This is a genomic window from Bacteroidota bacterium (genome assembly GCA_020402865.1).
GTDB lineage: Bacteria > Bacteroidota > Bacteroidia > Palsa-965 > Palsa-965.
This window is the reverse complement of sequence record JADBYT010000033.1, coordinates 1-14,192: the sequence shown is the minus strand read 5'-3', so window position 1 is coordinate 14,192 and position 14,192 is coordinate 1. Positions and strand designations below refer to the sequence as shown.

At 43.6% G+C, this 14,192-nt stretch carries 9 protein-coding genes; 7 read left to right on the top strand and 2 right to left on the bottom strand.

All coding sequences use genetic code 11. From position 1 onward, the window contains the following. Positions 1-23 precede the first annotated feature (23 nt). From IM638_18285 to IM638_18260, 6 genes are all read left to right on the top strand, one after another. Positions 24-1,583 (top strand): hypothetical protein, encoded by a 1,560-nt coding sequence (locus IM638_18285; GenBank protein ID MCA6364985.1) that lies wholly within the window; start codon positions 24-26, stop codon positions 1,581-1,583. Between the two features lie 226 nt (positions 1,584-1,809). Then, positions 1,810-3,276, top strand: a complete 1,467-nt coding sequence (locus IM638_18280) for a hypothetical protein (GenBank protein MCA6364984.1) — start codon at positions 1,810-1,812, stop codon at positions 3,274-3,276. Positions 3,277-3,280: 4 nt separating this feature from the next. Beyond that, a complete protein-coding gene (locus IM638_18275) occupies positions 3,281-4,855 on the top strand; it encodes a T9SS type A sorting domain-containing protein (GenBank protein MCA6364983.1) in 1,575 nt (524 codons plus the stop codon). A gap of 295 nt (positions 4,856-5,150) precedes the next feature. Continuing rightward, positions 5,151-6,089 (top strand): site-specific integrase, encoded by a 939-nt coding sequence (locus IM638_18270; GenBank protein ID MCA6364982.1) that lies wholly within the window; start codon positions 5,151-5,153, stop codon positions 6,087-6,089. Continuing rightward, the gene (locus tag IM638_18265) at positions 6,074-6,310 is read left to right on the top strand and encodes a tyrosine-type recombinase/integrase (GenBank protein MCA6364981.1); all 237 of its coding nucleotides are present in this window, start codon (positions 6,074-6,076) and stop codon (positions 6,308-6,310) included. The genes IM638_18270 and IM638_18265 overlap by 16 nt, the downstream gene beginning before the upstream one ends. A gap of 60 nt (positions 6,311-6,370) precedes the next feature. Next, positions 6,371-7,126 (top strand): helix-turn-helix domain-containing protein, encoded by a 756-nt coding sequence (locus IM638_18260; protein ID MCA6364980.1) that lies wholly within the window; start codon positions 6,371-6,373, stop codon positions 7,124-7,126. 3 nt (positions 7,127-7,129) lie between these two features. Here the strand turns inward: IM638_18260 and IM638_18255 are convergent, their stop codons facing one another. Together IM638_18255 and IM638_18250 are read right to left on the bottom strand one after the other, a co-directional pair. Next, positions 7,130-7,246 (bottom strand): hypothetical protein, encoded by a 117-nt coding sequence (locus IM638_18255; protein ID MCA6364979.1) that lies wholly within the window; start codon positions 7,244-7,246, stop codon positions 7,130-7,132. Positions 7,247-7,281: 35 nt separating this feature from the next. After that, complete coding sequence (locus IM638_18250; GenBank protein ID MCA6364978.1) at positions 7,282-7,827, bottom strand: hypothetical protein; 546 nt, start codon at positions 7,825-7,827, stop codon at positions 7,282-7,284. Between the two features lie 362 nt (positions 7,828-8,189). Here IM638_18250 and IM638_18245 point away from each other — a divergent pair. Beyond that, positions 8,190-14,192: hypothetical protein (locus IM638_18245; protein MCA6364977.1), on the top strand; the 6,003-nt coding region annotated here is incomplete at its 3' end.

Genomic DNA, 14,192 nt, shown 5'->3' with positions numbered 1-14,192 from the left:
TTAAACCTCAAACCCTTATATCCATGAAGGCCCCAGCCTTTAGTCTTTTCATAACTGTTTTTGCAGTTATCGTTTTCTGTTCTGTTTTGCCGGCTCAGAATGTAGGAATAAACGCTACCGGCGCAACTCCCGACGCTTCGGCTATGCTTGATGTGGTATCCACCACGCGCGGTTTGCTTATTCCGCGAATGACTTCAGCACAGCGCACAGCCATTGCCACGCCTGCAACCGGTTTGTATGTGTATGATACGACCACAAACAGTTTCTGGTTTTACAACGGCACCATCTGGACGGAAATGGCGTCGAATACAAACTGGCGTCTGGCGGGTAATACACTTGCCGGAACTGAATTTTTGGGCTCAATCAATGCGCAGCCGGTATTGTTTTATTCCAACAATGCCGAACGATTGCGCATTTTGAGCAACGGTCAAATTGGTGTGAATGTGGCTTCGCCGGGTACAGCACAGCTTTTTACCGCAGTGGCTACCACCACCGAGCGAATTGCCATTGCCGGCTTTTCAAACTCAACGGTTACGGGTAACAGTGCCATTTACGGCGAAATAAACAGCACAGCTTCCAGCCGTTCGTATGGCGTGCATGGCAACTTTAACGGTACAAATACCGGCACCATTACAGCATCCGGCGTTTATGGCATTACCAACAATGCCACTCAGGGCGCCAACTACACGTCGAGCTTTAACCGTGGGGTATGGGGCACGCTGGGCAATAACGTACAATATAGTTTTGGTGTGGTGGGTACTACAGCTGCCAATGGTTCTATTCGCACCGGAGGTGTTTTCGGACAAACCAACAACGGCACGGCTACCTGGACAAGCATTGCCTATTATTCATCGGGTTCATTAACATATGGGGTGTATTCGAGCAATGCCACAAACGCTAACGGTACCGGGCGTATGGCCAGTCCTGCGGCTGCACTTGCTGTTTATCCGGCCGAAGTAAACCGGGGGATTGGTGCGGGACTTAGTGGTGGTGTGATGGGGGCGTGGATACACGGACAAGTTTACGGCACCGTGCTTTCGGGTAATCGTTTCGGAGTGTATGTAGATGGTTTGACGATTACAAACAATGCCATCGTACAGTTTATTCCTGTATCAAATGGAACAACTGCACGTGTGGCTACGTATGCAGCTGCCGGAGTTACGCGCGATGTGTACAGCAAGGGGCGTGGTCAACTCACCGCAGGAAAGTGTACCGTGCAATTCGACAGCAGTTTTGCCGCACTCACGGCAAACGGACAGGATGTGGTGGTTACAATTACCCCGCTTGGTCCCGGAGCCGGTTTGTATATTGATGAAATCAGCGCCGAAGGTTTTACGGTAAAGGAAAATGGTACGCAGTTTTCATCCACACCATTCACCTGGATTGCAGTAGCCACGGTTTCAGATTCTGGTGCTGAAGTGACTGCCGAAATCAGAGATTCTTCATTCGACGAATATATCCGTCGCCTTATGCTTGATGAGAGTTTTGCCGACCCTTCGGGTTCGCTGTGGTGGGATGGTCAGCAGGTACGTTTTGATGCCCCTCCTGCAAGTTTCCCCGCTCCTGCGCCCTCACCGAATTAACTGAATAGACAACGGTTTATCCGGGATCGAAATCCGCCTTCGGGTTGTTTTTTTTCCCGTTCAAGAATTGAAATAAGTTTTAAAGCTTTTTGATTGAAACGATCTGTCACGCATAAATACCTCATTTTAATGCCATCCTGCTAATTGTTAGTTTGTATTTGCTATATTGTAGAAAATGCACAATTCGCCTCCTGTGCTTGAACTTTTACCGGACAAAGTACGCACAATGAAAAAAAGTTTACTCTCTGCACTATTATTTACGGCAACCGGTCTTACCGGTCTATATGCTCAAAACGTAGGTATCAATGCAACGGGCGCTGCGCCTGATGCGTCGGCCATGCTTGATGTGGTATCCACTACACGCGGTGCGCTGATACCCCGAATGACCACTGCCCAGCGCACAGCCATAGCCGCACCGGCTGCCGGCCTTTTTGTGTATGATACCACATTGGGCGCATTTTTTTACTGGGATGGCACAGTGTGGCGATTCATGGCATCCTCGGGAGGATGGTTACTGGCCGGAAATACACTGGCCGGTACAGAGTTTCTGGGTTCAATCAATGCCCAGCCGGTGCGCATTATGACAAACAACCTGGAGCGGATGCGCATTGTCGGCACAGGCAGTGGTGAAGTGGTACTCAACCAGCCCGGTGGTTTTGGCTATTTTCCAGGTGATATTTTTTCTTCTTACACCACAGGTGGCAATTTTGCCTTAAACGGGTATATCTCAGGCTCAGGCATTGGTATTGGCGTTTATGGTGAGAATTCTTCCTCAGGTTCCAATTCTATGGCAGGTTTGTTTGTGGCTACCAGTGCCGGATATGCTGTTTATGCCGATGCCACTGCCGCAAATAGACCAGGTATCTTTGGCGCCTCTTCGGCCGCTACGGGTACTGCAATAGCAGGGCTGGGCAATAACCTGGCCACCTATGCCACTTTGTTAGCTGGAAGCGGAGGGGCATTTACGTCAAACAATGCAGGGGTATATGGCTTCGGTTCTGTGGCTGGAGCCACCGGCGGCGTGTTTGTGGGTAACAATACCACAGCCAGTCTTCTTGTTGGCGGAACCGGTATTGCGGCTACCGGCACCGTTACCGGTGTTTACGGACATGCAAACAATACCGGAAACAATACCTGGGGAGGTTATTTTAACAACGGCTCGGCAACTGATTATGCTTATGTGGGCGGCCGCACTTTAGCCACCAACTTCAAAATTAACGGCCCGGGTACAGTGTCAACCATTGTGCGCGATACCAATGATCAACTGGTAAACCTGTATTGCCCCGAAGCTCCCGAAGTATTGTTTCAGGATTTCGGACAAGGGCAGTTGGTTAACGGCCGCGCTCATATTGAACTTGATCCCAACTTTACCAAAAATATTGCTGTAAATGCCGAGCATCCGCTGCGTGTAATCATCCAGCTTGAAGGTGACTGCAACGGTGTTTTTGTAACCAACAAAACAGCCACCGGTTTTGATGTAATCGAATTACAAAGCGGTAACTCCAATGTAAACTTTACCTGGTTTGTAACCGCCAACCGTGCCGACAGTCGTGATGCGCAGGGCAACCTCATTTCAAAATTTGCCGATGTACGCTTTGGCCCTGCACCCGGCCCGCTCGAAGAAATGCAACCTGCCATCCAACAGCATGAACGTGTGCCTGCACCGAAAAAAGAAATTGCTAAACCTCAGTAACCCGATGCAAAAGAGCAGGTATTTCATAGTAGCCGCCCTGTTGCTGAGTGCTTTTTCGCTGGGCGCACAGGGGCTCATCAATAACGGTGCGCGCATTGTACTCACCAACGGCTCGGCTGTGGTGGTTGACGGCGCTACCGGAAATTACACTTCACAAGCCGGCGGACTGATCACAAACGCTACTACCGGCGGAAGTATATATGTGGCCGGAAACTGGGTAAACAATGCAGGCAATGCAGGCTTCTCAAACGATGGTGCCACTGTGCTTTTAAACGGTGCCGCGCAAAACATCGGAGGCAGTGCTTCTACCACTTTCTTCAATCTTTCGCTGCTGGGCACAGGCTCCAAAACACTTGGCATAAATACTACCGTTGGCGGTATTTCCACGCTTACGGGTGTGTTAAGCCTCGGAACGCGTCCGCTGGTGCTCAATTCGTTTACACTTACAGTTTCCAATCCCAATGCAGCCGCCATTACCAATACCACCGGCTACATACAAAGTGAAACCAATGCAGCCACCAATCCCAGCATAGTAAGCTGGCAAATGGCTACCACCACCGGTGCGCATATATTCCCGTTTGGCACAAGCGCCGGCATTCTTATACCGTTTACGTTTAATAAAGTACCGGCTACATCCGCCACCGTAAGTGTGGCTACACGTCCCACCGCCACCAGCAACAACACGCCCTGGGCCACCGGTGTTACGCACATGTTTGATCCCACGCTGGCGCAGGATGGTTCTGACGAAGCCGTAATTGACCGCTGGTGGGAAATAAACAGCACGGCTGCAATAACTGCCAACCTCACGTTCAGCTACCGCGGCAATACCGAAAATACTTTGGTTCCGGCCTTCAACACCGGCACACTTGGCGCTCAGTACTGGGCCACCGGTGCATGGCTGCCCGACAATGCCGTACTTGGCAGCGGAACCGGTGTAACCGCCGGTGTGGGCACTGTTACTGCAAACGGAGTAAGCATTGCCGCTGCCTACACACCGTGGGTGCTTTCGTCACAACTGGCTCCGCTGCCTGTGGAATGGCTTTCCATAAACGGCAACTGTGCAAACAACCACGCCCTGCTGCGCTGGAGCACTGCCACCGAACAAAACAACGATTACTTCACCATCGAACGCAGCATCAACGGCACTTCCTGGACAGCCATCGGCAATGTGCAGGGCGGCGGAAACAGCAGCATGATTAATAACTATCAGTTCATTGATCCGCTTCCGCTCACTACCATAAACTACTACCGCATCCGCCAAACCGATTTCAACGGAAGCAGCTCTGTATCGTCAATACTCATGGTTTCGCCCTGCGGTGTAAGTGGCGATGTGGTTGATGCCTTTGCCGCAAACGGAAATCTATTTGTAAACATCAGCGCAGCATTTGCACAGGATTACCACATCACACTATACGACAGCCGCGGCCGTTTGGTAAGCGAACAGCAGTTTGCCGCACAGGCCGGAGGCAACCGTTTTGAACTCGAAGGCAATATACCCGCCACAGGTGTATATATGGTTTCGGTAGTAAGCACCGCTGGTGAAAGAATAAGTAAAAAACTGTTTGTGAGCAAAGAGTAAATATTTCCAATACCAAAAATAACGACTACTCCAACCTCCGAAGTCTTTTTTGACTTCGGAGGTTTTGCATAATAACGGTATTGGAAATCAAAGGAAAAGTGCAAACAGAACTTTTTATATGAAAAGGGAAATTCAACTCAAATCAGGTCAATTCAACTCAATGCAACAAACACGCGGGTTTCAGCGTTAAATTAACATGACCCCGTTTGTGTACGGTTGTACTGATTTGAACTGAGTTTGCAGAATTTGTTCCCGGCTTGTTACCCAACGGGGGAAACCATTAAACCAACAAGCCATGAGCGTAAAATTAAGACAAAAGAAACTAAAAGACGGTAGAATTTCCCTGTACCTCGACATTTACAGCAACGGGGTGCGTAGCTACGAAATCCTCAAACTATACCTATCAGGTAAGCGGGGCAATACAACAGACAACGCTATCCGGGTTGAGGCTGAATTGAGGCGGCGAAATGCCAAAGACCGGTTAATTTTCAGCCCTGAAAACCCGGTAATTCAAGTACAGAAATCAGCCGTGTGTTTTTTTGCCTTTATTGACCAAAGTATGAAGCGGCGAAAATCGGTAAGCCGTTGTAAGGCGGTGAAAGAACAACTTCAAGCGTTTACCGGATGCCAAACCCTTCCCATTGGTCAAATCAATAAGGAACTTTTATTGGAGGTTCAACAGTATATGATTGACAAGCGGGGCAATCTGGCAAATTCGGTAAATGGAAAAATGAAAATGATATGTACCCTTCTAAATGAAGCAAAGGCGGAAGGACTAATAAAGGCAAATCCGTTTTCCGATATTCCACGGCACCTGCGTGTACAGGCAAAAGCGCCTAAAATAAACCCGCTTAATTCTGAAGATATTCGGGCATTAATGGCTAATGCAGACGGTATTCCCCGGCAAGTGCAACAGGTGTTCTTTGTGGCATTATTTACCGGACTTCGTTGGTCGGATGTATCTAAAATTGAAAAGAATAGAGTAAAAACTATCCTAATTGGCCGTGAACGGCGCAAGGTGTACACCTTTGTACAACGCAAAGTCGATCAGTCGGCACAGCAGCCGCTTTCTAAAGAAGCTATACACTATCTGGCTGAACGTTTAAACGACGAACGCAAAGAAATAAAGGCGGCAAAAGAGAAAGGCATTAGCCCGCTTATTTCTTCGTATTTCTTCCCCAAATTAGCTATGCTCAATCCCACCACGGTTATGCTTATATGCACCCATTTTTAAAACTATGGGGCGTTCAGGCGGGATTGACCAAACGTTTACATTTTCACCTTGCCCGCCACAGCTTTGCCACACTCATGCTGGAACTTACAGGTAATTTACAGGTTGTAAAAGAGCTGCTCGGTCATGCGAGTGTTGCGACTATACAGCGTTACGCGCACGTTTTGGACGGACATAAAGCAGCAGCCGTAGATAAATTAGCATCCCTGCGTTTGATTGGTTAAGTATGTAAAATTCACCCGCCCGGCTGTATTTGAGCAGCCGGGCTTTTTATATCCTGTGTTATGAATAATCCCGAACCGCTCAATTTCCGCCCCCGGTATAACCGGATGTTAGCCTACAAAAGTTTAACGCTTGCCCGTCAAGCCCAAGACCAACAGGAAAGCATTACCGATTGGTATTATTTCTTTCGTGACAGTTTTGCCCACTACATGAACAATGCCTACACTGCAAACGCTTTAGAAATCTTTATTGCCGGGCAAAGTCAAAATGCACCGGTAACGGTTGTTTTCGATCAGATGGAGCGGTGGCGCAAACGTTGCGTTTCTGAAATGGAGCAAACCGGTTCATTCGATTTGTGGGTAAATGCTCCGGCAGAAATCACCGGGGCAGCCGAACGGGATAAAGCCAAACTGATACGGCGGTATTTTGGTTATCTGGATATGCTGATTTTGTTGGCTGACACCATTTTGCAAAAATACCCGTTATCCGGCGAGGCTGTGCAAATACGTAAGGCAATAGGAGAAACCACTGGCTTTGTAGCGACTGAACCGGAAGTAAATCCGGAACCTATGATTACAGATTTTCCTGATGAAATGATTATTAAGGAGGCGGCTATCTATCTCAAATCTACTGTTGACACACTTTATCAGTTAACGTCCCAAAAGCAAATTCCGCACTATAAGCGGGGGCGAAGACTGATTTTTATTCTTAATGAATTGAAACGTTGGCGGTTGTCGAAAGTGTTTACTAATGATGAAATAAGTACATTGGCAGCAAACAGGGCGTTTTTGGATGCACCGATGATTAAGAAAACGTAGCATTCAGTTGGCTTTATAATCGCCAAAATAAAGCCGAATACTATCGGCCAACATTCGCTCAACCTTTGACCACGACATCGTCTTACGACTCAACCGTTTCAATCGCTGCCGAAGATTCATATGCAGACGCTCTAAACGGATGATACCGAATTCAGTTATTTATAGATAGTTTCAGGTATCAATGCCGCGTAGCCGTTCCATCCATCTGTAACAATTCTTTTGGGTTTTAGTGTACAGAGTTGATCTGTTACTTCACGGATCACTTTCTGGTTTCTTCTTCCGATAGTTACAGCCACTATCTCACCGGTGCGTTTGTCCATCGCACTAATCACATACCGTCTGTGTGAATCTGTGTTTTGACCTACAAACGTCTGCAATTCATCCACAAGATAGATACCGTTTTCTTTTGTGGGTTTGGGTAAAGTCAGCTTTGCTGCTTTGCATTTCATGAGCATTTGTACGCTGGTGGCTGGAATGTTTAGTAAGCGACTTATAGAACGGATGCCTAAACCCTCATTGTGATGTTTACGTACTTCGTTTTCGTCATTCTCGGTGTAGTTGCGGTTTACATAAGCTGTTTGTTGATGTTTACCGCAAGACTTACAACACATCCGAATTGCGTTTCCACGATTTCCTTTTCTGATGCACTTAGGACTGCTGCAATACTTGCAAATAAAGGCTATGGAGGTTGCAGGAACCATTTTGAACACGAAGGATTGTACAGACCAATAGAATTAGTCTGTAACGAAGATTGAATAAAAAAACGGGGCTGGATAGCCCCGTTTTGAGGAAATTTGACATTCAGTTTACTTATTGAAAATCAGGATATTAAATCTGATTTTGGCATTTTGTTTAAGATCAGGAACCATTTTGAACATGACCGAAAACGTTAACAAAATTATATAACGAGCTTTGGTAATATTCATTTTGTAGAGTAATTTTGCCTAAAATAACCCTAATCCAACATCCTTAGTTTGAATAAGTCTACTGTCCTTTATAGTTCCATTTAAAATGGTTAGGCCAATTCTTATTCTAAGAAAATAAAAAAATAAAATAATCCGACATGGCTGATTCCTATTATTTTACGAATAATGATTTGATGAAAACTCAAATATTCAGCGAAAATTTGGAATATACTTCCTATTCTGGTAGTAATAGACAAAAAACAACTATGAAAAAAACAATGACACAAAAAACAACTAAAAGTATTTTGATTTATTTTAATCTATTTGTATTGTTTTTTTTACCTTTTATTCTTAATGCACAACTTACAGGAGTAAAAAATATTCCAGGTGATTATGCAACACTTGCAGATGCCATTACCGATCTAAATAATGTAGGTGTAGGGGCGGGCGGCACAACTCTTAATATTATTGGAGGAAATCCACAAACTGCCCCGGTTGGTGGATATCAAATTACTGCAAGTGGTACTTCCGTCAATCCAATTATTATTCAGGGTAATACAAATACGATAACAGCATTTTCACCTCAACCATTAGGTAGTTTAAGTGATGCTATTTTCAAAATTATTGGAGGTGATTATATTACAATTACAGGATTAACAATACAAGAAAACCCGTCGAATATTATTAATAATCCAGGAGGGAATATTATGACTGAATGGGCAATCGCACTTTTTTATGCCTCTCCTACAAATGGTGCACAAAATAATACAATCATAAATAACCAGATTTCACTTAATCGTTTGCATCCTAATAGTTGGGCGATATACAGTAGTGTACGTCACACATCCAACCTTAGTTTTGTTGATATAACTTCTATATCTGGGTCTAATTTCAATAATAAAATTTACAGTAATAGTATAAGTAATGTAAATTTTGGAATAGCATTTATTGGTTCTCCTACTGCATCACTAATGGATATAGGCAATGATATTGGAGGGACATCACTTTCTACTGGAAATACCATTGTCAATTGGGGTGGATCTGCAACTACACTAATACAATACCCATCAAATACAACATCAAATTATTGTATTTTGATGAATCATCAAACGGGTGATAACGTTTCTTTTAATACTATTCAAAGCGCCCCTAATCTTACAATGTCTGCGAATACAAACTTCTATGGCATTTATAAGGCATACACGTCTGTTTCTCCTATAGGTATTTTCACTATCAATATAAATCATAATAAATTGACAATGACTGGCGCGGTAGCTAATCGTACTCTTGAGCACATACGTAGCGAAGGATTGATAAATCTGCCTGCAGCCATAATCAATATAAATAATAACTTAATAATTAATTCAGCAATAACCGGTATCTCAACTAGTGGTATGATATCTGGTATTAATAACTTGTCTTCACCCGGCATAATTAATATTAATAATAATATTATTCAGAATCTATCGACTACCGCTACCACTGGAAATGTAAGAGGTATTTCAAATGACGGCTCTTTGGCCAATACGACTAATGTTAATATCAATAACAATCAATTCGGAAATACTTCAGGTGGCTTTATTACCTATGTTAATGCCAATTCAGGAAATTTAGTTGCAATATCTTCACTTAGTGGTACTGCCGTAACTAATTTATCGATAACAGGGAATGATATTCGTGGAATTAATCAAACAATACCTAGTACAACAAGTTTTTATTTTATACAAACTGGGAACAATGCATTGACTCTTACTATTAGTAATAATACTTTTACTTCATTGATTATTAATACAAATCAGAATATCTGTTTCTTTAAAACAAGTACGGTATTTCCAAGCGGAGGATCTCAAATTGTAAGTAATAATGCTATTGTTGGGTCTTTTGTAAATAATGGTGGAGGCGGCTTTATTACAATATTTGAGGATGGAGTTGGTTCACCTTCAACAACAACTCAACTCATATCTGGTAATAATTTTTCTAATATTACTTCGACAGGAACAACAACAATTTTGGGTTGGGAAACTCGAAATGGTTTTTCGAATAAAACGATTGTTAACAATACCTTTACTAATTGGACAGGAGGAAGTGGAGAAACAACTGTTATGTTACTTGCTGGAATATCAAATGGGAGTACTGTAAACAATAATGTTATTAATCAAATTACTAGTGAAGCGAAAATTACAGGAATTAGGGTGCTGTCGGGAGGAGTAAGCGCAACTACAGCAAGGATAACCGATAATACAATTAGTAATCTAAATTCAATATCAACAGGTGGAGACGTAATAGGGTTACTTTATTCAAACTCGAGTAACGAGGTATTACTTGAGAAAAACACAATTCATACTTTGTCATCGACAGGAATTGCTTCTGTTACAGGAATTAGCTTGAGCCAGGGTAATCCTGTGACTGTTTCGAAGAATAAAATATATAGTTTGAGCGGTAGTAATCCTTCAAGTATTATATCGGGTATTACTACAAGTGCGGGGAGTTTAATTACTATTAATAATAATCTTATTGGAAATCTTAGCGCACCCGCTACAAACTCAACGAATGGGATTATTGGTGTAAACATCACAGGAGGATCAACTGTAAATGTTTATTTTAATACTATTTATTTGAATGGTAGTAGCACAGGCAACAACTTTGGTAGCAGTGGTATTTATGCAATCACTAGTTCTATAGTTGACATGCAAAATAATCTGATCGTCAACTTGTCATCATCGACAGGAAGCGGTCTGACAACTGCATATCGCAGGAGCAGTAGTTTACTTACCAATTATGCAGCCACATCAAATAATAATTCATTTTATGCGGGAATACCTTCAGCCACTAATTTAATATTTCATGATGGCACCAATTCGGATCAGACATTGGCCTCTTACAAAACTCGTGTCTCTTCACGTGATAATGCATCTGTATCTGAAAATCCTGTTTTTGTAAGTACGAATGGTGCAAGTAGTGGTTTTTTGCATATTCCCTTCGGGTCGAGTTATTTTCTTGAAAGTGCAGGTTCAACTATTATTGGGGTGTCATCAGATTATGACAATGATGTTCGTCCAGGTCCTGTAGGATCTGTTAATGGAGGTGCAACAGCACCAGATATAGGAGCTGATGAATATGATGGTATTTCTTTGCTGATATGTGCGGGCAGCCCATCCTCAGGAACAGCATCAATATCACCATTATCAAATTGTAGTTCCGGAACTTTTACACTTTCTCTTACAGGTGCTTCGTCGGGGCCTAGTATTACTTATCAATGGCAGTCATCTGCTTCGTCCGGGGGCCCTTACACAAATATTGCAGGAGCAACTTCACCTACATATACAACAAGCACTATAAACAGTACTACATATTTTGTTTGTGTTGTAACCTGTACAACAAGTGGGCAGTCAACTACATCAATAGAGATCACTGGCTTAATAAATCCTTCCCCAGTTGTAACCGCCGGAGCTTCTCCATTAATCATTTGTTCAGGAGCTACCACCACTCTTTCATCTTCTGGAGCCAATACTTATGTATGGAGTCCGGGGAATATTAGTGGTTCATCTGTAAGTGTGTCTCCTACAATCACCACTACGTATACGGTGTTAGGAACAAATGCATTAACCGGCTGTACTAACACCGCATCAGTATTGGTAACGGTAACCCCTGCCCCTTCGTTATCCGTTTCTGCAACTTCTACAGTTATTTGTCAGGGTAGTTTCACTACTCTTTCAGCTACTGGTGCAAATACATATTTATGGAATCCAGGTAGTTTGAATGGTTCTTTCATAAGTGTATCACCTACAACAACTACTACATATACTGTAACGGGAACCAATACAGTAACCGGTTGTAGCAATTCACAAACAATAACAATTACGGTTAATCCACCACCTACAATAACCACATCTACACTTACTCCATTTATTTGTATAGGATCTTCGGCTATACTTAACGCTTCTGGAGCATCAACATATGTATGGAATCCGGGTAACCTAAGCGGTGGTTCGATAACAGTTACCCCTACCTCAACAACCACGTACACAGTAACGGGTACTAATTCCATAACCGGTTGCAGTAGTACTCAAACTTTACTGATTACTGTTAACCCTTTACCTACAATAACGACTTTAAGTTCTCTTCCTACAGTTTGTAATGGTAACCCGGTTTCGCTTTCTGCTACTGGCGCCAATACATACGTTTGGAATCCGGGGAATTTAACTGGCTCATCAGTTAGTGTGACACCCACATCTACAACAACATACACTGTAACCGGAACAAATACGCTGACTGGTTGCAGTAACATGCAAACTTTAGCGGTTACAGTATTGCCTACTCCCACTGTTACAGCAAATGCAACATCGAATTCAATTTGTTTCGGCGGCTCAACATCACTAAATGCCAATGGTGCTGATACATACGTATGGATTCCAGGCAGTCTCACTGGTTCTGTGGTAAGCGTATCACCAACTGTTACCACTACCTATACCGTGATCGGAACCAATTCATTAACAGGTTGCAGCAACACAGCAACTATTACAATTACAGTTAACACACCACCTACCGTTACTGCTTCTGCTGTAGCTACCACGATCTGTAGCGGAGGTTCAACAATATTATCCGCTTCTGGAGCAGATACCTATGTTTGGAGTCCGGGAAATCTTAGTGGTTCTTCAGTAAGTGTCTCTCCTAGCACAACTACTACCTATACTGTAACAGGAACAAATAATTTCACCGGTTGTTCCAATACTGCTATTTCGACAATCACTGTAAGCTCGCTCCCCATAGTTTCAACTAGCTTATCTGCCTCTCCCATCTGTTTAGGCAATTCGGCAATATTATCTGCTAGTGGGGCTAATACTTATACATGGAACCCCGGTAATCAAAATGGTGCATCCATTTCCGTATCTCCAACTTCGAGCACAACCTACACAGTAATAGGAACCAATACTTCAACCGGTTGTATCAATACTGCTACAACGACAATTATTGTTAACCCTCTACCTTTGGTAAATGCCAATGCGTCTATCCCGAATATTTGTAGTGGGGGATCAGCCACGCTATCAGCGACCGGTGCTACTAATTTTGTTTGGAATCCTGGTAATTTAAATAGTGCATCTGTAAATGTATCACCCACATCTACGACTACCTATACAGTAACAGGAACAAATGCTTCAACCGGTTGTACAAACACAGCAACAACTACGATTAGCGTAAATCCATTACCGATTATTACTGCCGTAAGTTCAGTTTCAGTAATCTGTGTAGGAGAGTCTACTACGCTTACTGCTTCAGGAGGAGATATTTATGTATGGAGTCCCGGTAACTTAAGCGGTTCATCTGTCAATGTATCTCCTACCGTAACAACGTCATATACAGTAACTGGAATTAATACTTTAACTGGTTGTACAAATACCGCTACGGTTACTATTACTGTAAACCCACTCCCTTCAGTCTCTGCTACAAGTTTTGCATCTTCTATATGTCTTGGTAGTTCCACAACACTCATAGCCAGCGGTGCCAGCACGTATGTTTGGAATCCGGGCAACCAGAGTGGAGCATCGGTTATTGTATCACCTACTTCTACAACTACGTACACCGTAACCGGCACAAATACCGTAACCGGTTGCGTAAATACGCAGACACTACTTGTAACTGTTAACCCACTTCCTCAGCTAACAACTACGAGTTCAGTTCCAGCGATCTGCATCGGCGATCAGGTTACACTTAATGCATCTGGTGCCAGCTCGTATGTTTGGAATCCGGGCAACCAGAGTGGAGCATCAGTTATTGTATCACCTACCTCTACAACTATGTACACCGTAACTGGCACAAATATCGTAACCAGTTGCGTAAATACGCAGACACTACTTGTGACTGTTAACCCACTTCCTCAGCTAACGACTACGAGTTCAGTTCCAGCGATCTGCATCGGCGATCAGGTTACACTTAATGCAACTGGTGCCAGCACGTATGTTTGGAGTCCGGGCAACCAGAGTGGAGCATCAGTTATTGTATCACCTACCTCTACAACTACGTACACCGTAACTGGCACAAATACCGTAACCGGTTGCGTAAACACGCAGACACTACTTGTAACTGTTAACCCACTTCCTCAGCTAACAACTACGAGTTCAGTTCCAGCGATCTGCATCGGCGATCAGGTTACACTTAATGCA